This window comes from Flavobacterium sp. DG1-102-2 (assembly GCF_033042555.1).
Taxonomy (GTDB): Bacteria; Bacteroidota; Bacteroidia; order Flavobacteriales; family Flavobacteriaceae; genus Flavobacterium.
In genome coordinates, this window is the sequence record NZ_JAWLIK010000018.1 from 1 (window position 1) to 19,493 (window position 19,493).

18 protein-coding genes are annotated in these 19,493 nt (G+C 38.6%); 8 read left to right on the forward strand and 10 right to left on the reverse strand.

Features of this window, described 5'->3' with window-relative positions; genetic code table 11:
- Positions 1 to 113: 113 nt before the first annotated feature.
- Positions 114 to 1,184 carry a peptide chain release factor 1 gene (gene prfA / locus R1T16_RS18230; protein WP_317502572.1) on the reverse strand — a complete coding sequence of 357 codons (1,071 nt, stop codon included), beginning with the start codon at positions 1,182 to 1,184 and terminating at the stop codon, positions 114 to 116.
- A 76-nt stretch (positions 1,185 to 1,260) separates the two neighbouring features.
- Complete coding sequence (locus tag R1T16_RS18235; protein WP_317502573.1) at positions 1,261 to 1,644, reverse strand: Fur family transcriptional regulator; 384 nt, start codon at positions 1,642 to 1,644, stop codon at positions 1,261 to 1,263.
- Between the two features lie 101 nt (positions 1,645 to 1,745).
- Between R1T16_RS18235 and R1T16_RS18240 the strand changes: the two genes are divergently transcribed.
- The 3 genes from R1T16_RS18240 (at position 1,746) to R1T16_RS18250 (ending at position 3,899) form a co-directional block, all read left to right on the forward strand.
- On the forward strand, positions 1,746 to 2,645 hold the full coding sequence (locus R1T16_RS18240) for an NAD(P)/FAD-dependent oxidoreductase (protein ID WP_317502574.1): 900 nt from the start codon (positions 1,746 to 1,748) through the stop codon (positions 2,643 to 2,645).
- Positions 2,646 to 2,681: 36 nt separating this feature from the next.
- A complete protein-coding gene (locus tag R1T16_RS18245; protein WP_317502575.1) occupies positions 2,682 to 3,233 on the forward strand; it encodes a DUF6265 family protein in 552 nt (183 codons plus the stop codon).
- Positions 3,234 to 3,332: 99 nt separating this feature from the next.
- Positions 3,333 to 3,899, forward strand: a complete 567-nt coding sequence (locus R1T16_RS18250; protein ID WP_317502576.1) for a pentapeptide repeat-containing protein — start codon at positions 3,333 to 3,335, stop codon at positions 3,897 to 3,899.
- A 173-nt stretch (positions 3,900 to 4,072) separates the two neighbouring features.
- Here R1T16_RS18250 and R1T16_RS18255 read toward each other — a convergent pair whose 3' ends face one another.
- From R1T16_RS18255 to R1T16_RS18275, 5 genes are all read right to left on the reverse strand, one after another.
- Complete coding sequence (locus R1T16_RS18255) at positions 4,073 to 6,394, reverse strand: hypothetical protein (protein WP_317502577.1); 2,322 nt, start codon at positions 6,392 to 6,394, stop codon at positions 4,073 to 4,075.
- Positions 6,354 to 7,385 (reverse strand): hypothetical protein, encoded by a 1,032-nt coding sequence (locus R1T16_RS18260; RefSeq protein WP_317502578.1) that lies wholly within the window; start codon positions 7,383 to 7,385, stop codon positions 6,354 to 6,356. The genes R1T16_RS18255 and R1T16_RS18260 overlap by 41 nt, the downstream gene beginning before the upstream one ends.
- 160 nt (positions 7,386 to 7,545) lie before the next feature.
- Complete coding sequence (locus tag R1T16_RS18265) at positions 7,546 to 9,006, reverse strand: aminoacyl-histidine dipeptidase (protein WP_317502579.1); 1,461 nt, start codon at positions 9,004 to 9,006, stop codon at positions 7,546 to 7,548.
- A gap of 131 nt (positions 9,007 to 9,137) precedes the next feature.
- The gene (locus tag R1T16_RS18270) at positions 9,138 to 9,806 is read right to left on the reverse strand and encodes a hypothetical protein (RefSeq protein ID WP_317502580.1); all 669 of its coding nucleotides are present in this window, start codon (positions 9,804 to 9,806) and stop codon (positions 9,138 to 9,140) included.
- 17 nt (positions 9,807 to 9,823) lie between these two features.
- Entirely contained in the window at positions 9,824 to 10,084 is a 261-nt protein-coding gene (locus tag R1T16_RS18275) for a (2Fe-2S) ferredoxin domain-containing protein (protein ID WP_317502581.1), read from the reverse strand.
- 72 nt (positions 10,085 to 10,156) lie between these two features.
- On the opposite strand from R1T16_RS18275, the gene R1T16_RS18280 reads away from it, so the two are divergent.
- The 4 genes from R1T16_RS18280 to R1T16_RS18295 are packed head-to-tail and all read left to right on the forward strand — an operon-like array spanning position 10,157 to position 13,267.
- Positions 10,157 to 11,218: a DUF3810 domain-containing protein gene (locus tag R1T16_RS18280; protein WP_317502582.1), complete on the forward strand. Its 1,062-nt coding sequence runs from the start codon at positions 10,157 to 10,159 to the stop codon at positions 11,216 to 11,218.
- A gap of 43 nt (positions 11,219 to 11,261) precedes the next feature.
- On the forward strand, positions 11,262 to 11,756 hold the full coding sequence (locus tag R1T16_RS18285; protein ID WP_317502583.1) for a sigma-70 family RNA polymerase sigma factor: 495 nt from the start codon (positions 11,262 to 11,264) through the stop codon (positions 11,754 to 11,756).
- Positions 11,757 to 11,765: 9 nt separating this feature from the next.
- Positions 11,766 to 12,407, forward strand: a complete 642-nt coding sequence (locus R1T16_RS18290; protein ID WP_317502584.1) for a hypothetical protein — start codon at positions 11,766 to 11,768, stop codon at positions 12,405 to 12,407.
- 2 nt (positions 12,408 to 12,409) lie between these two features.
- On the forward strand, positions 12,410 to 13,267 hold the full coding sequence (locus tag R1T16_RS18295; protein WP_317502585.1) for a TraB/GumN family protein: 858 nt from the start codon (positions 12,410 to 12,412) through the stop codon (positions 13,265 to 13,267).
- 33 nt (positions 13,268 to 13,300) lie between these two features.
- On the opposite strand, the gene R1T16_RS18300 is transcribed toward R1T16_RS18295, so the two are convergent.
- Positions 13,301 to 14,104, reverse strand: coding sequence for a lysophospholipid acyltransferase family protein (locus R1T16_RS18300; RefSeq protein WP_317502586.1), 804 nt, complete (start codon positions 14,102 to 14,104; stop codon positions 13,301 to 13,303).
- Positions 14,105 to 14,149: 45 nt separating this feature from the next.
- Complete coding sequence (locus tag R1T16_RS18305) at positions 14,150 to 14,812, reverse strand: CoA pyrophosphatase (RefSeq protein ID WP_317502587.1); 663 nt, start codon at positions 14,810 to 14,812, stop codon at positions 14,150 to 14,152.
- A gap of 40 nt (positions 14,813 to 14,852) precedes the next feature.
- Between R1T16_RS18305 and R1T16_RS18310 the strand changes: the two genes are divergently transcribed.
- On the forward strand, positions 14,853 to 15,299 hold the full coding sequence (locus R1T16_RS18310) for a DUF4268 domain-containing protein (protein ID WP_317502588.1): 447 nt from the start codon (positions 14,853 to 14,855) through the stop codon (positions 15,297 to 15,299).
- A gap of 51 nt (positions 15,300 to 15,350) precedes the next feature.
- Here R1T16_RS18310 and R1T16_RS18315 read toward each other — a convergent pair whose 3' ends face one another.
- On the reverse strand, positions 15,351 to 18,605 hold the full coding sequence (locus R1T16_RS18315; RefSeq protein WP_317502589.1) for a T9SS type B sorting domain-containing protein: 3,255 nt from the start codon (positions 18,603 to 18,605) through the stop codon (positions 15,351 to 15,353).
- Positions 18,606 to 19,493 lie beyond the last annotated feature (888 nt).

Sequence of the window (19,493 nt, forward strand, 5' to 3'; positions counted from 1 at the left end):
AGACATCTTGAAAATGCCTGAACTTTTACCAAATTTGTATAATCAAAAATAGTCAACCTATTTTAGGACTAGTCAATTGCATAAAAAATCCCGCCAGTTGGCGGGATTCAGTATTAATATTCGCTTTCTTTAAGCTTTTCTGTATTGTTTACCAACTGAAGCTCATCGATCATTTTATGGATGTTTCCGTTCATGAAACCATCAAGGTCAAACATGCTCAATCCTATCCTGTGATCTGTAATACGCCCCTGTGAGTAGTTGTACGTGCGGATTTTAGCCGAACGGTCACCACTGCTCACCTGAGAGGTACGTTTTGCAGCATCAATCTCCTGTTTTTTTGCAAGTTCCATTTCGTAAAGGCGTGACCGCAATACTATAAGAGCTTTGTCTTTATTTTTATGCTGTGATTTTTCATCCTGGCACTGCGCCACAAGCCCTGTGGGAACGTGTGTCATACGGACAGCTGATTTAGTCGTGTTTACCGACTGCCCGCCCGGACCAGATGAACAGAAGAAATCGATACGAACGTCATTCATGTCAATCTGTACATCAAACTCTTCCGCTTCAGGAAGCACCATAACCGTTGCAGCAGAAGTGTGTACACGCCCCTGAGTCTCGGTTTGAGGTACACGCTGTACACGGTGTACGCCTGCCTCAAACTTAAGTGTTCCGTAAACGTCTTCTCCGTTAACTTCAAAGATAACCTCTTTAAAGCCACCCGAAGTACCTTCGTTCATATCTACAACGCTGGTTCTCCAGCCCTTGTCTTCACAGTATTTTGTATACATCCTGAAAAGGTCGCCTGCAAATATACTGGCCTCGTCGCCACCGGTACCGGCACGTATCTCTACCATTACATTTTTAGCATCTTCAGGATCTTTAGGTATAAGCAGAAACTTGATTTCCTCTTCAAGCTGAGGAAGCCTTTGTTTTGCTTCTTCCAGTTCCATCTTAGCCATTTCTACCATTTCGGCATCGCTGCCATCGGCAATGATTTCGTTGGCTTCAGTCATGTTTCCCGAAACCTTTAAGTACTCCTCACGCTTTTCGGCAAGAGCCTTAAGGTCTTTATATTCTTTGTTAAGCTGTACATAGCGTTTCTGGTCGGCAATTACATCCGGCTGGATGATAAGGTCAGAAACCTCATCAAAACGCTGCTTTATTATCATTAACCTGTCTAACATATATCTTAATTCCTTATTTGGAGGTGCAAAATTACGTATTTTTTTTGATTCTCAACACAGTATACCTATACAAAAACTATGCCCATGCAGCGCAGTTTTTACAAAGGCCGCTCACCCAGCTGGTAATGCTTTTTTGAACGTAACCTATTGGAAGCTGAACTGTTACCTGCTCATCAAGGCACTCAACCTTTTGGCACGCAGTACATTTAAAGTGAAAATGGTCGTGATCGTGGCTGTGTTCATTGCAGCTGTGGCAAAGTGCAAAATAGTATTTGCCATCGTCTGCAAGTATTTTGTGCGTGATACCGTCTTCACAAAAGCTGTTAAGTACACGGTAAATAGTTACCCTGTCCATTTCGCCCTTAAGGTCGGCTTCTATCATCTCCTGGCTAAGTGCAGCATTTGCATCTTTAAGGAGCGTTAAAATAGCCGTTTTTGCCGGGGTGTTCCTTCTTTTCATTTCGCTAACGCAATTTAGTTGCATTTATTTAATGCAATTAAGTTGCAATAATACGAAATTTATTTAGATTTGCCAAATCATTAATATGTAATATACTATCCATGAACGACTACGAAGCAATAATAATTGGCGGAAGCTATTCTGGCCTTGCAGCCGGTATGGCATTAGGCCGGGCATCTCAAAAAACACTCATAATAGATGGAGGCGAACCCTGCAACAGGCAGACGCCGCATTCGCATAACTTCATAACGCAGGATGGCGAAACCCCTGCTGCTATTTCGGCAAAGGCCAAAAAACAGGTGCTCGCCTACCCTACTATTACCTTTGTAAACGATAAGGCTCTAAAAGCATATAAACAAGCTGACAGATTTGAAATTGTAACCGAAAGTGGTGAGCAGTATTCGGCTAAAAAACTACTGATCGCCTCGGGCGTAAAAGATGTAATGCCAGATATTGATGGCTTTGCCCAATGTTGGGGTATATCCATAATCCATTGCCCGTACTGCCACGGATATGAGGTCAGGAACCAAAAGACCGCACTTTTAGCCAATGGCCCAATTGCCGAGCATTTTTTGCCGATGCTGCTACAGTGGACGAAAGAGCTCACGCTGTTTACCAACGGCAAATCTATCGTTAGCGACGAAATCGCTGCTAAATTCAAAAAGCATAATGTGGACATTATTGAAACCGAGATTGAAAGCGTACAGCATACAAACGGCCAATTGGAAAGCTTTACTTTAAAGGATGGCAACGTGCTTAATTTCTCAGTGATGTATGCCAAGATACCTGCCGTACAGCATACATTCATTGCTGAAGATCTGGGCTGTAACATTAACGAGCAGGGACTTATTGAAGTTGACGAAATGAAGAAAACAAATGTGCCGGGCGTGTTTGCATCTGGCGACTGTACCACGCAGGGACGTGCCGTTGCTGTTGCTGTTGAAACAGGTATGAAAGCTGCCGTTAGTATTAACATTGAGTTATGTAACGAAGCTTTTTAAATTGGATTTGTATATTTACCATCCAAATCAATAACTATGAAACGTACAATTATCTTAGCTTTTACAATTGCATCACTATTGGTGTCGTGTAAAAAAGAAAATACATCTCCTAACGAAGAAACTACAAAATCCTTTACCCAGATTAAGAAAGCCGAATGGTTCATTGGCAACTGGCAAAATACGACGGACGAACCAAACTTTGGGGAAACCTGGAAACAAGCCAATGATTCGGTGCTAAAAAGTAAAGCATACTTCGTTAAGAACGGCCAGATAAGCTATTACGAATTTGTTACATTAGTAGAATCTGCAGGTAAGCTGAATTATATTGTAACTGTACCTAATCAAAATGAAGGCGAAGCCGTGAGTTTTGAGATGACATCGGCAAATGAAAACCAACTTGTATTTGAAAATCCGAAACACGACTTTCCGAACAAGATCATTTACAATAAGGTAGGTAATGATTCTTTAGTTGCCGAAATATCAGGTATGCAGGATGGTAAACCGACTACCCAAAAGTTTGCCATGAGAAAAAAGGAGAAGGTAAATGAGCACCAGAGAAAAGAGAATATCCTTTCTAACAATCAATAAATTCTATAGGTATTGATAGTAAAAATCTATCATCAATATTAAGTAAAACCCTGCCCACGGCAGGGTTTTTTAGTACTTTAGCCATCAAAATATTTGCACATGAACCTCATCCAGGATACAGTTTTCGACAGGCAGGATTATACCTCATCACCTTTGACAATTGCCGAATATGACAATTGCACCTTTAACGGTTGTAATTTTTCATCAGCTAATATTACAGGCATTGTTTTTACCGAGTGTAATTTTAATGACTGTAACTTTAGCATGGTCAATGCCAAAGGAACTGCTTTTAAGGAGGTAGATTTCAGGAACTGCAAAATGACGGGCTTCAATTTCAGTGTAAGCGATCCGTTCTTAATGACGATGCAATTTAACGAATGCCAGCTTAACCTGTCCTCGTTTTATGCCCTGAAACTAAAAAATATCCGCTTCAAAAAATGTAACCTGCAGGAAGTTGATTTTGTTCAAACCGACTTAACGAATGCTGCCTTTAATGAATGCGACCTGCGCAATGCTATTTTTGAAAACAGTATACTTGAAAAAGCAGACTTCAGGTCTTCCATCAACTACTCTTTTGACCCCGAACAAAATCGTATTAAAAAAGCAAAATTCTCGCTACAGGGATTACCCGGCTTATTAAATAAGTACAGTGTTGATATAGAATAGAAATAGAAATAGAAATAGGATTAGTACAATGACAGCCTATGCGGATTGAACAACGTCTCTATTACTTATTCAGGCAACGGCCGAGCAATTTTCGTTTACCTAATTTGACAGTTTATCGCGATGGCTTATCCTGCCCATTAAATCTTTAATTTCTTGCATATGTTTAGTGTTAATTAACGCCTGGCTTTAAAATAATCTGAAAATGCGGTGCAGTTAGATGTTAACTCTTCATAATCATCTTTATAAAGCTTGTGGAACATCACATCATACCTATTAATTCTTTTTGCTTCATAATCATACCTGCCATTGTATCTCCAGTATTTGTCGTTTTCATTGTAAAGCCTGTTACGCTCGCATTCGCTCATCATTCTAAGGCATAGTACCCTGAATTTTTCAGTTTTAGCATTTTTATAAGCGAGTGCATAATATTTTGCAGCCGATTTGCATTGAAAAAACTCATCATCATCTGAAAATCCTGTATAGCTCTGGCTTCCTGACATAAATCTTCTCCTTATGTTCCAGACATTGCCAAAAAAACTCATATTATAATAACAATTCCCTGCAAGAAAGTAGTAGTAATCCCTGTTTTTTTCAGACTTATCTTCAGCCCTGGCTATAACTTTCATCAGGTTATCGATAATGTAGGCTCTTGTAACCTTTTTATTCTTATTGTAAAGATTGGTAAACTCAGGAGTATTCTTTATTTTATAAAAAGGATTTTCAGCAAAATCATAGTCCCCTTTTTCCTCTATATTTTTAAACACATCATGGGCTTCCCGTAGTCTATTTTCACGAAGGTATTTTGCGCCTAATATTTTATAAAACTCACTCTTTTGCATCTTTGTGTTCTTACTAAGCCATTTATCAAATTCCGATTCTTTAGCCGTAGAATTAATGTACCTTATAATATCGTGCATTTGCGCAATTGTATAACAGCCATCTATGTATGAGATGTAGTTCCAGTAATAATCTGTATATGTGTAGACAATATTGTTTCTTCCCCTCCAGTTTGCAGAATCCCGCCAGTCATTGGATTCATTATCTACATCACATTTAGAAAATATTTGGCAGGCCAAAGTCGTATTTCCCTTATTCTCAAGTTCACGACCTATGCCGAAAAGGTATTTTAGATTGCCTTTTTTGTGCTGCTCTAAGATAACTCGCTTAACCTCATCCGGAATTATAGCTTTGTCCTGCTCTTGCGCTGCTACAAGCACTAATCCTTTAATAAGCTTTGAAGATTCATATAAAGGATGTTCTTCATTTATTTCGGTGTTCAGTTTGTTTATCGCTGTGACAGCCTGTTCATTCTCCTGTGCCATAAAGGCAACATAGGCCTGAGCCATCCGCCATAATACCGGATTATTTGTTGCAGAAAATTTTACTGTATTGATAAATTTCAACATATCATCGGCGTATTGTCGATCTACCTTTACACGTTCTAATATTCGCTGTGCGTTATTATTTTCCCAATAATCGGCTCTTGTAGAAGGTTCAAAAAGTGAATACTGAGGTGTAAGTATCCAGTCTTCAAGCTTATTTATTTCACGTAAAAGCATAAATTCAAGTCCTTTTGAAGAGGGATCGTTTTTATAGATATTGGCTAGGTATTTTATCCCTTTACCTGTAATCCGTACACCATGTAACAACCAGATATTAGCAGCTTCTTCTTTAGTCTGCGCAAATTGCAGTGTTTCCTCTATAGCTATGTCTCTGTCATAATTACTCCTTACAACAAAACGCCTGTCGGCGGCGTGAGCAAAAACCTGTGCTGCGTAATAATTTTGCTCGGCAGGGTTAGAAACTGTCTGTGTATAATAAAACATTACCCAATAGTACAACAAGTCTTTATCCTGGCTTTTTTTAAAATACCTGTTATATGTATTTACAATTTCTGCCGACTTACCGTAGTAAAAATCAAGCCTGACCCTCAGGAAAAGGTATCTTCTCTTTATTTGGTTATTTTTAATGCTGCCTGCCTTAAATGAAGCTTCTTTTACCAAAGCGGCTACTGAACTTAGATCTTTATTTTGATTCTTCTCCCAGGGGTCAACATTGTTCCAGGTATATTGTTCACATTTTTTAGCGAAAACAATGTAATCTATAGCTTCTGTATCCTTCTTAACATACAGATAACGAAGCATGCCATTCTTTGAATGCTCGTTTACATCTTTTAGTTCAATTTTGTATATTGCCTGCACAACCTCATCATAGGACACTTTGCCATTGCAATACTCCTGCCACAAGCTTACATTTGGTTTATAATAATTGACTCCTGCGTAATCCCCATCAGAATGATCGTCATTAGAATAATTTTCGTAATCATACCAGTTTGATGTGTAGTTAAAGTAATTATAACCATCGTCAAAATTAAAGCTTTTGGGCTTTAGATAACAAAAGCGCACTTCTTCACCCCAAGGATAAAATCCGCAGGCATTGAGCTTAAACAAAAAGCTATTCGCTAAAAGAACTGTAAAAACCAATAAGTGTTTCATAGTAAAATTTGTTAAGTTCTTTTTCATCAAGATGATATAGTGCTACAGTGATTGTTTTATCTAAAGCTACATTTTCTTTAATTATTTTTATCGCCATCTTTATTTTTGGCGAAGTTATCTCTTCATATTTCACTAAATCACCCGTTCTAAGGTAATGGTCATTTATAACCGTGTCTTTTATTACCTCATACCACAACGGCCTGACCGGCTTTAGTATTTTTTTTACCGAAGCCGCCTCCGGATAAATCAACCCTTTGAATCTCTTATTTTGGTACACCTGCATCCAGGAAAATACAGGGAGGGCGATATCTGTATGCAGCGGATATTTTCTTTTCTTATTTAGGTATTTGGAAAGTTCTTCTGTATCAAGAATGGAATTTGTATCTTCATTTTGCAACGGATTTACAAGATTATAACACATCAGCATTACTTTGTCTACAGGGGGCACTCCCATTTTTTTCGGATATTTATAAGGGTACAGCCTCAATGTACAGCTTAATGTAGTATTTGCGGCTTTCTTCAGTTTTCTGAGAAATTTAAAATAGTTATCACGGCTTTTAGGGGTCCAGTCACAGTCCATCTGAATCTCTTTGGGCTTGTCTGCCAAATATCTTTCTTTGTAATATTTTGATATAAGGAAATTCACATTGACAGCGAGGCTGTCAATTTCCTTATCAGAACTATTTATAAACACATCATTATTAATATACACTGTAGGAATAGCTGTAATGCCGTCATATTCAAATTTCGGATAATTGAAAACTTGCGATTTCGCAACCGGAATATTACCCATCATTTCGTCACGCGCCACTTCAAAGAACTTAACGTAAAGCTTGTCCGGATTTATTTTTTTTACCGCCGAATCTTCTGCCTCGGTAAGTCCCCACTCATTACTCTTCCAGTAATAAAAGGCCTTCTCCACGTGTTCTGCCTTATTCGAACAGGAGGCGACTACTGCCGAAAGTGCCAGCAGTAAAAAGATGTGTTTCATGATGTTGGAGGTTTTTAGCTGTAACGTAAAATCGTATTAAAATTATATGATTTGTTTACAATTACGCATAAAAAAACCCACTTATTTTCAAGTGGGTTTCAAATTTATTTTAAAGCCGCAAATCTATTGAGATTTCGACTGTAAACTTTGGCCTTTACGACTATTTCGTTGGAATATTCTCTAATATCTCAAGAACAAATTTCCAGTATTTCTGAGCCGATTTTATGCTTGCCCTTTCATCAGGAGAGTGAGCCCCTTTAATGGTAGGGCCAAAAGAGATCATATCCATATCAGGGTAGTTGGTGCCTAATATACCGCACTCAAGGCCGGCATGGCAGGCAACAACCGCAGGCTGTGTTCCGTTTTGTTTTTCGTATATCTCTTTTAGTACTTCAAGTATCGGAGAGTTCACATTAGGTGTCCATCCCGGGTACGAACCGCCAAAGGTAACCTCACAGCCGATAAGCTCAAAAGTAGAGCGAAGCGCATTGGCAAGATCAAACTTAGAGCTTTCTACAGACGAACGTGTTAAGCACCCTATATGTATACTGCCGTCTTTCACGATAACCCTTGCAATGTTATTAGACGTTTCTACAAGGTCGGCCATATCGGCACTCATGCGGTAAACGCCATTAAGGGCAGCATATAGCGCACGGATAAGTCCTTCCTGAACGCCAAGTTCTACAACTTTAGCAGGCAGTTCGCCTTTTTCTATAGTTATGGCAAGGTTAGGTTCAGTGGTCTTGTACTCTGCTTTTATATCGTTGATGACTTCCTGCATATCAAACACAAAAGCCTCGTCAAAAATTTCAGAAATTATCACCTTTGCAACACTTTCCCTTGGGATGGCATTGCGAAGGCTTCCACCATTGATCTCAGCAATCTGAAGACCGAAGTTTTCAAAGCTGTCAAATAACAGGCGGTTCATTATTTTGTTGGCATTACCTAATCCCTTGTCAATATCCATACCGGAGTGTCCTCCGTTAAGCCCGTTTACGGTGATGGTATATCCAACAGAGTTTTCAGGGACTTCTTCTTCGTGGTAATCGCGGGTGGCAGTAACATCTACACCACCTGCACAGCCAATATCTATTTCATCATCTTCTTCAGTATCCAGGTTTAAAAGGATCTCACCTTTAAGCAGTCCGCCTTTAAGGCCCATTGCCCCCGTCATGCCTGTTTCTTCGTCTATGGTAAATAAAGCCTCAATAGCTGGATGCGCAATATCGGTACTTTCAAGAATTGCCATAATAGTAGCAACACCAAGGCCATTATCGGCACCAAGCGTTGTGCCTTTTGCACGTACCCAGTCGCCATCTACATACATATCAATACCCTGGGTATCAAAATCAAAAACCGTAGCTGCATTTTTTTGGTGTACCATATCAAGGTGGCTCTGCATAACTATGGTCTTACGATTTTCCATGCCTTTTGTGGCAGGCTTTTTAATGATCACGTTACCTACTTCGTCCTCTATAGTTTCAAGGCCTAACTGCTTACCAAAGTCTTTCATGAAAGCGATTACCCTTTCTTCTTTTTTAGATGGACGCGGTACCGCATTAAGGTCGGCAAATTTGTTCCAAAGCGCTTTAGGCTCAAGGTTTCTTATTTCCTGGCTCATTTATTTGTGTTTGTAGTTTGATACAAAGGTAGTGGTATACGTTAAAGTGACAAAACCTGCCTCCTTAAACTTTAGCCGGAAATGAAACATCAAAAATATTTTCACTGCCCATAATAAACATAGGCTAACAGTTACATATCTTTAAAATCTTCATTTCTTAAATTGACAGAATATTCGGTGGCATCGGTAGTATTTGTAACAGGTATTGTAAAAACTGCGTGCTGCGTTCCCTTATAGAAATACAATGTGGTTGGCGCATTTTTGTTGATATGCAGCTGTCTGGTAACTTCGCTGCCCGCTTCTGTAATGTCAGCTATTGTATAAGGCTGAAAATCTGTTGCGACCTTTATGGGAAAGTTAGAAAGATCATCTGCTACCGTTACTTTGAGACTGCAGGGATATAAGTGTAGAAAATTAATATCTGCCGAATCTATATTAAGATAAACTTTAATAAGCTCTGGTTCGTAATAATAGGTAAAAACAGATTCATCTGTTTCAAGAGGCACAACGTAATACCTGTCTCCTTTACCGCTGGTCACAAAACTTACATCATAATAACCTTCGGCATCTGTCGTGGTATCTGTAAGATATTGTACAAATACTTCTTCGCCGGTAATGCCGTGCGATTTATAATTATATTCGGCAATAGCCAGCTTCATGTTCACAAACGGAATATTATTCCATTGGTCAAAGACTCTGCCTGTAACCCTGCCATTTGTACTTTTTGAGACAAAATCGTCGTCACATTTCATGGCAGTAAATAAAACCATGATAAACACGTAAATTGTAATCTTTCTCATCGCTTTTTTTGATAAAGCTATGAAAAATAATCTTTTATGATACGCGAAATTTGTTTTTCTTCTACTTCTCCCATCCATATATTCTTAGGCTGAATACTAATTACGGGGGCATGCTTACAATTGTCGGTACAGGTCATACGCACTACGTCAACCTCTTTTTTGAGTCCGCATTCCTTCAGTTCTATCCTGAAACCCTTGCGCAGCTCTTTGCTGTAGTGTCCGCATTTCTTTCCATCACAAATAAAAATAACCTTTTCGGGAGCATCTAACTTTTTCATTGGGCTAATTTTAATTAATCCATACAAAAATACTACTTATATTTACAATCCGCTATTGAATATCCCTTCCTGATGAAGAAAAAATATATACTGCCGTTACTACTTTTAGTCCAGATCATAATAATAAATATCCTGTCGCTGTTCCCGCAATTTGTAGAGCGGTATTACAGCAATGGCTTGTTTCCGGTAATCAGCAAAGGTGAACGCCTTCTTTTTGGATTATTCAGATTTTCAATTGGCGACCTTATATATGGCATCGTACTGTTTTTTGCCGTTAGATGGCTGTGGAAAACCCGAAAGACATGGAAAAAGCAGTACGCCGATAATGGGCTTAAAATTTTAAGTGCCTTTTCTGTATTTTACTTTTTGTTTCATTTACTGTGGGCCATGAACTACCATCGCATTCCACTTAATGAAAAGATGGGTTTTGACAAACAGTATACTACCGAAGAACTTGTTGCCTTTACCAAAAAGATCATTGCGAAGACCAATGCAATGCACCGTCAGATTGAAAAAAATGACAGCCTGAAAGTTGTTGTTCCCTATACCGTTCAGGAAATATATGTAAAATCAATAGATGGGTATAGCGAAATGGAACAACAATTCCCCTACTTTGCCTTTAAGCACGAGAGTATCAAGTCATCCCTTATGAGTGTACCGCTTTCGTATATGGGTTTTGGCGGGTATCTTAACCCTTTTACAAACGAGGCACAGGTAAACAATAAGCTTCCGCGGTATGGTTTTCCTGCTACTGCCTGCCACGAAATGTCGCACCAGATTGGCTATGCCAGCGAAAGTGAAGCTAATTTTATTGGTTACATGGCCGCTACGCACAACAAAGACCTTTATTTTAAGTATGCCGGTTATACCATGGCACTTAAATACTGCCTTAGGAACATAAATAAACTTGACGAAAAAAAGGCCAAAAGCCTGGCAAAGCTTGTACTACCGGGTATAAAAGCAAACTTTAAGGAAAGCGAGGAATTCAATAAAAAATATAAATCGTTTGTAGAAACAATCTTCGAATATTTTTACGACAATTACCTTAAGCTAAACAAGCAGGAAGACGGACTGGAAACCTACAGCAAATTCGTTGGTTTGCTTATAAATTATTATAAGGACAAAGAATTATAACATCTGCCTGTAACAAATTGTCTTTTTTACCTACTTATGCTTTATGAGTTCAGAACTTGAAAGGTCGTTTGTGAAACAGCTTCAGGAAAATCAAAACCTGATACACAAGATATGCCGCATCTATACCGATGGTGAAGATGCGCATAAAGACCTGTTCCAGGAAATTACCATACAGCTCTGGAAAGCTTTTCCGCAGTTTAGGGGCGATTCTAAATTTACTACCTGGGCATACCGCGTGGGCCTTAATACAGCCATTACCCTTTACCGTAAAAAAACAAAATCGATAAATACTATTGAGTTTGACAATAAGCTGCACAAAATAGACCAGGACGAATACAACTACGAAGAAGAGGAGCATATAAAATTGCTGTACCAGGCAGTGCAGCAGCTCAACGACATAGAAAAGGCACTTGTGTTTATGTACCTGGAAGACAAAGATTATACCGAGATAGCCGAGACACTGGGCATTAGCGAGGTAAACGCCCGCGTAAAAATGAACAGGATAAAAGGCAAACTGAAAACGATATTAAATCCGTAAGGACACACAATGGAAGAATTAGATCTATTAAAAAAGGATTGGCAGAAAAACGAAAATAAATTCCCCAGGGTATCTGAGAAGGAAATCTATGCTATGCTGCATAAAAACTCGACATCTGTTGTAAAATGGATATTTCTTATCAGCATACTGGAATTTGCTTTTTTCCTTGGACTTACGCTCCTGCTTAACGACAATACCAGCACCAGCTCTATAGAAGAGTATTTTAACGATTACATGGTTACCGGCATAACAGTTATAGATTATGGTATCATGATTTATTTCTTCTGCCTGTTCTATATCAATTATAAAAAGATTACCACTACAGATAAGGTGCAGAACCTTATGGCTAACATTCTTAAAACCAGAAAAACGGTTTCTAATTACATTTTTGTCAAGATCACTTTCATTGTAATATTGCTTGTAGCAATTTTTATCCTCTATTTCAATAACGAGCCGGAAATGATCAATACCCTTCAGTTGGCAGAAGCTAAAGGGCGCTTCTTTATAGTATGCATTGTATATTTTGCAGCAGTAGCTGTTAGCATTGCGGTGTTTGCCGGGCTGTTATGGCTATTCTACAGGCTTCTTTACGGATTACTGCTTAAACGCCTTAAAAAGAACTACAATGAACTTAAAAAGATAGACTTTTAGCAATGAAGAAATTATTTATAACAGCCGCAATAGCATTCTGTTCTTTTACTGTTACTGCTCAAGCGCTTGAAAACAGCCTGCTGTGGAAAATTTCAGGTAACGGATTAAGCAAGCCATCCTACCTGTACGGAACGATACACATTACCTGTGACGCCACGCTTGATAAAAACATACTTAACGCGCTGGATGCCACAAAACAATTATACCTTGAACTTGATACCGATGACCCAAACATGCAGGCAGAAATGATGGGGATGGTAATGATGAAGGACGGCAAAAAGATAAGCACATTGCTTAGCAAAGAAGATTATGCACTGGTAAGCGAATTTGTAAAGGCTAATTCAGGAATGCCTTTAAGCATGATGGATACCATGAAGCCCTTTATAGTATCTGCAATGGTATATCCGGCTATGCTTGGCTGCCCTATGCAGTCGTTTGAGGGTGAATTGGCAAAGGTGTCTGCTGAGCAGAAGGAAGAAGTATACGGACTGGAAACAGTATCTGAACAAATGGATGTGTTTGATGTTATTCCCTACGAAGACCAAATGAAGGAACTCGTTAAGATGGCAAAGGAAGGCATTGATAAAAGTAAAGGCCAGTTTAAACTTATGATGGATGCTTATGCACGTAAGGACCTAAACGCACTTATGGCAATGATGAACGATGCCGAAAACCCAATGTATTCTGACCATAACGATGTACTCCTTACTAACAGGAATAAAAACTGGATACCGAAAATTGAGAAAGCAGCCGAAGAAAAACCAACGTTCTTTGGGGTAGGTGCTGCCCACCTTGCCGGAGACGAAGGCGTAATCAAGCTGCTTCGTAAAAAAGGTTATAAAGTTGAAGCTGTAAAGTAAAAAAGAGCAACCTCACGGTTGCTCTTTCTGATTTTAATAATTCCATTGCCTTTGCTTGTTAAGCTCCTCCTGTACTTCTATAATTTCAGGCGGAATAACTTTCAGGAATGATGGATGCTGTTCTATGGCATATTCTATTTTTTCAACAATCTGCTCTACAGTTTCATTTTCATAATCAATATCAAGCGGCTCCTTTACTATAAAAGATTGCAGGATACCTTTTTTCTTTAAGCGCAGCCCTTTTTTATCAAACGAACGACGGAAACCATCAATAACAATCGGCACGACTATCGGCTTATGCTGTTTAATAATATGCGCTGTTCCTTTTCGGATAGGCTTAAAAGGTTTCGTTGTTCCCTGCGGAAAAGTAATTACCCATCCGTCTTCCAGCGCTATGCGTATGTTCTCTGTATCGTTAGGGTTTACTTCACGCTGTACCTCCTGCCCTTTTGCCCTCCATGTTCTTTCAACCGTAATAGCTCCTGCATACGACAGGATTCGCGGCAGCAGGCCTTCTTTCATGGTTTCTTTGGCAGCTACGTAATAGATATTAAGCTTTGGATACCAAATATAGCCTACATTCTTAATATTGTCTTCACGGCCTTTAAGGCTGGCATTAAACACATGAAACATGGCAACAACGTCGGCAAAATACGTTTGGTGGTTAGAAATAAATAGCACATTCCTGTCGGGCAGTGCCCTGATTATTTCAGAGCCATCAATATATAATTCGTTAAAGCCTCTGTAACGCCTGTGTGTGAGTATCCCAAAAACACGGATTAACCATTTTTTTAGGAATAATATATGTCCAAAAGGATTTCTTTTAAATAAACCCATAAATTTTAATAGAATATAAAGAGCAAACTTACGAAAACGCCAGCATTATAATACGCTTTTTATCGTTTCTTTAAGTTCACTGAGAATCATTGCAGTAGCGCCCCAAACAACGTGTTCACCCACTTTAAAAGCAGGTACACCAGTCATTTTGCCTAAAGTGGTTTGCATCTCGGTTTCTATCACTATGGAATCATCCAGAAAAACATCCAGCGAAAGCGGTATGATCTCAACCACTTCGTCGGGATTTGCCATGAACTGCGGTTCGGTCATACTAAGCCCTAAAAAAGGTGCTACTAAAAAATTACTTGGCGGAATATAGATTTCGGTAAACGGCATAACCACATCAATATCTGTCGGTATTACCCCTACCTCTTCAAAAGTCTCCCGTACAGCTGTTGCAGCAAGGTTAGTATCTTCAGGTTCGGCCTTCCCTCCCGGAAACGATATTTGCGAAGAATGCACGCCTTCGTACGCATTACGCTTTATAAGTACTAAATGTGCCATTCCATCCTTTGGATAAAAAAGCATCATTACAGCAGATCGTTTTGGGTTGTTATCTTTATAATAATCGGGAGCTAAAGTAGGAATTCGCGATGCCGGAGCCATTTTTAAGTGGGCAGACAAAGCTGGCAGCTGTTGATTTACTATCTTTGGTACGTATTGTATAAATTCGGTAAAAAGCATTTTTGCATTAATCTTATTTACCATAAAGATACTCAATTATAAGCACTCAAAAAACCGCAAGCCTATGTTTAGTAAAGCCGAAGCCCAAATCATAAAAAAAGAATTCTGGACGGCATTCGCCGAAGCCTACCCGAGAAAATGGTTATTGTATGATACAAAGATCAAAGACGTATCATTTAAATTTTATGTAGATAATAAAAAGGCGCAGGTTATGCTGGACATTGAACCTAAAGATGAAGAGAAGCGCAAAATTTACTTCGAAAAGATAGAATCGCTAAAGAACATTCTTCATGATGAATTTTTACCCGATGCCGTGCTGGAGCGAAACTTTCATCTTGAAACGGGAAAGATTATAAGCCGTGTATGGGTTGAAAAAACAGGAGGCATTAGCCTGTACAACAAAGCAACGTGGAATGAGATATTCGACTTTTTCAACGAGAACATGGATGCCTTTGAACGCTTCTTTTACGAATATGAAGATTATATTAAAGACCTTGAAGTTAATACCTAATAAAAAATCCTTCGCCACGGCGAAGGATTTTTTGTATTTAAACTAACCAAATTAACGCAGCATAGAGAAATGCCCTTTTAATAATCTGCCGTCTTCTCTTGTTACCACAAACCAGTAATCGGTAGATGGCAGGTCTGCGCCATTAAATTTACCATCCCATCCGGCACTTGTAGGGCCAAATGATGTTAAGTGTTTGCCCTGCCTGTCAAAGATATCCACTTTGAGATGCGGCTCTTTAATAGAGTATTCGATACGCCATGTGTCGTTGTAGCCATCGCCGTTAGGTGTAAAGAAATTTGGGTAATCAAGAAGCACTATTTCCTGTACATCTTCGCCGCACCCGTTTGCATCCCGGACGAACACCTGGTACACGCCTGTCTCAAGACCGTTGAAAGTATCTTCTGCCTGGTAAGAGGTACCATCCAGTGAATACTCAAAATTGCCCGATCCTTCAGTATGTACCGTAATGGTATTCTCGTTCCTTGTCCAGTCTGATGTATCTATCTTAACGATAGTCGGGGAAACAGATTTTATTATTTCGACATTGGTTGAGCCTTCGCAAACCCTGTCGCCATATGCTTTTTCTACAGTTACTGTATATACTCCCGGCTCATCAACAGAGATTGTCCTGCCTGTTTTGCCGTTAGACCATACATAACTTTTATAACCTCCATCTGCAGTAAGAACAACCATACCCTCATTACATATCACCCCTGTTGTAGTAATTACAGGCTCAGGCTTTTCTGCCACAAACAGTTTAAACGATGTTGTACCATGGCAAAGGCCAATTTCGTTATGTACAAGCCTTGCATAAATTACCTGTCCGCTAGTTAGGTTATGGTAAAATTCCGGCAGTGGATTTGTATTATTATCAGCTTCTTCCTGAGTAAGGTGATAACTAATAGTGTACATAGCGCTATGTAAAGGCCCTAGTATTAAAGCGTTTTGGTCGGTAAGGTGAAATTCAAATTCTCCAGATGTACCGGCATCCGTACAAAATATCATATCATCCGGCTGTGTTGCATCTGCAATAGACGGAAGGTTTTGCACATTAAATCCTTTTATATCTATGTTACCGCATGCATCTTCAATCTGAAAAAGATATTCTCCCGGCTCAAGGTCATTAAAAATGTTGTTTGTACCATTATCCACTAAAAATGGCTGCCCATTTTTAGCTGTAATCTTGTATGATACAGGATAGCCTTTAATCTCCAGGATAACATCATTAGGCTCTCCCATACAGGCAAGCGTGTAAGCCGCCGTGATAGCCAGGGTTTCAGAATACTTGAATTCGCCAATAACATCAACACATGTTGTGTTCGTGGCTGTGCCGTCGCCATAGCACTGGAAGTTCTTCATGATCCTCATTCGCCCGCTATACTCAAAGTTGTTACGCACCTGGTGATTGTTCAGTCCTATACCTGTATTAGCAGTAGGAACATCGCCCTCAACATAAGGCACACCATAAATTGGATTTATCCACGCTTTTTGAACTTCATTGTATTGTTGAAGCCAAAACTGAGCATTCTCCTCTCCGTTACTATTGTCTTCAATTGAAACTGAGTACGACCCGCAGTTTGGAGTGAAAGTGAACACTTCTCCCGGACCAGTGTAACCTTCTACAATTACTTCCTGATCTTTTACAACCCCACATATATCTGTAGCTTTAAATATATATGTTCCCGGGGGTAAGTTATTCATGTATAAACGTCCGTCCGCTGCGATTTTAGAATTTACATTATACGGAAGGCTGTGGTTAAACGCTGAAGGAGCACTGATAACACTTGCTGCTGTAAGGATACCGTTTCCGCTGCCTACGCTCACTGTACCAAATTGAGCCGTACACGATGGTAATGCTCTTATAAAAAACGGCTGCTCAACATAGGGAGGCACGTTAATATAAATCTCGTAGGTGAAACCGCAATCATCTGTAAATGCAATTGTATAGCCACCTAATGGCATGTTGTTAAGTGCCAGGCCACCTTCAGTAGTAATGTTTAGATTTATATTTGATGGCAATGCCAAGGGATAAGTAGATGGCGCTGCAATAATATTTGCAGAAACCACTTTAGATTCCGGAAGGCTTACCCTTATGTAACCAAATTCAGAAAAACAACCATTATTTACAGCATATTTAGATGGCTCAGGTTTTTCAAATACTACATTTAAAGTGTCTATAGCCCTTCTACCGCAAAGATCTGTTATCTCAACGATATATTCTCCAAACGGAACAGTATGTTCAGCACTACCATATTGAATACTTGGTGTCGTAAACGGCCCTGATCCTAATGGATTGTAAGCCGTCGGAGTGAAACCTTCCGGAGTACTTATAAAATTTACCCTGTAAGACGTGGTAAATTTTGAGGCATTAAGTTTTAAATATTTTTCAGCACATGGCGCTTTACCCGGGCTTACTACCAAATCTATATTCGGGTCAACGGTATTATCGTTCTTCTCATATATCTTAGCACATTTATCGATAACCTTTAGATCATAAGTGTACGATTCTGTCATGTATCTTGGTACGGTCATAGTTACCGCCAGGATACCCGGATCTCCAGATGGAAAGGTTTGATTTATTGTTATTGAATCTCCACCTATGCTTAATGGAGACAATTTTGCTTCTACACTTATCGGATATGCAATTACACCGGCAGTTGGCGTTATTATATTCATAACCTTAATAGAATCGCATATAACCGATTTGGCTTCGGGATATGATGTCTCTGATATATTCAGGTCGCTTGTATACACCGTAAGCGTATACGTCTTAACCTTTGCGACACCACATATATCAAATGCCCTGATGTTATATGTTCCTGATGGAAGGTCATTAAAAACATTTGAAGTTTGTAAAGGCCTTACTACCGGTCCCGATAAAATTTCGCAAGACGCTAGCGTTCCTGAAGTAGCTATGACATTTACATCCCCGCCTGCATCGCAATGCTGCATTGATGTTGAAACATCAAAACTAAAAGGAACAACTTTGTAATCTATTGTAATAGTTTTCTCCTGTCTGTTAGATTGATTCCCTAAAGACTGGATAGCAACAACCTTGTAAGTTGCCGCAGATAAACTTCCAATAGTAGTATTGGACATTATAGTAATAGGATTTGTTACATCAGGTAGAACGTAAACCTTATATAACATCGCAGAATTTGGTGATTTGTTTGTCACCGTAAAAGTGATTGATCCATTTCCAAGACAGGTTTCGTCAGTCTTGGTTAAACTCAGATTAAAATCTGGTAACTGTGAATATGCTGCGGAACATAACAGCATAACCAGAAGCATGTAAAATCGTTTCATATTCCCCCTTTTAAAACATTTAACTAAACTTCCTCATAATATTGAAGAGAAAACTTAGTATCAACTTCATTTATCTCGTACAATATTAAACAATATCAATATGTAAATTTTTGGTAATCAATAATTTAGATTACTATTCATCGATTATTCGCGCATTATTCATAAATTAAATATTATAGATTAAACATAAATAACTAAACATCAATACTTTACAACAAAACGAGATGATTAAAATGCGTTAGACTCATAATGTTAAAAAATAAAATATGGCTGTGAACTTTATTAAATGTATCCATTATCTTAAATAAAATCAAGCTATAGTCTTAAAATATTGAATACTTTGTAACAAATCTGCTTTAAAACATAATATATAAAATAGGTATTTTCTTTCATTAATTCTTAAAATATTCTTAAACTATGTTAACAGTTAAAAACATTTTAAGAGTTGAGTAACTAATTATCATTTAGTTAAAACAAAAGGGAGGAATTATTTCTTAAAAGTTTGTTTTTTTTTAGCAATAAATTAGGACGTAAAAAAAAATTACACTTTTGATACAATAAATAAATATTTATCCAAAATATCACTATTTACGCATAATCAATTTTAAGATTTAGATTACATTTTCCTTTAAAAATGGATAGTGAGTAATAATAAACGAGAAAAATATACTCATAATTATTATTTAAAAAATAACTATTAATTTCGAAAGAAGATTAAAACTATTTGTTCTAGGGAAGTGATGAATACATTGGCTGATTTAATTTAGGAGCTAAAACGTTTTTAGAGTTACGTACTTTTAATTCCTCCATATGCGGGGTTTAACATAAGCCAGCCTCATAATCTTACTGCTGCAGACCCTGACAAAGACGGTATTGCCTTGTTTGACC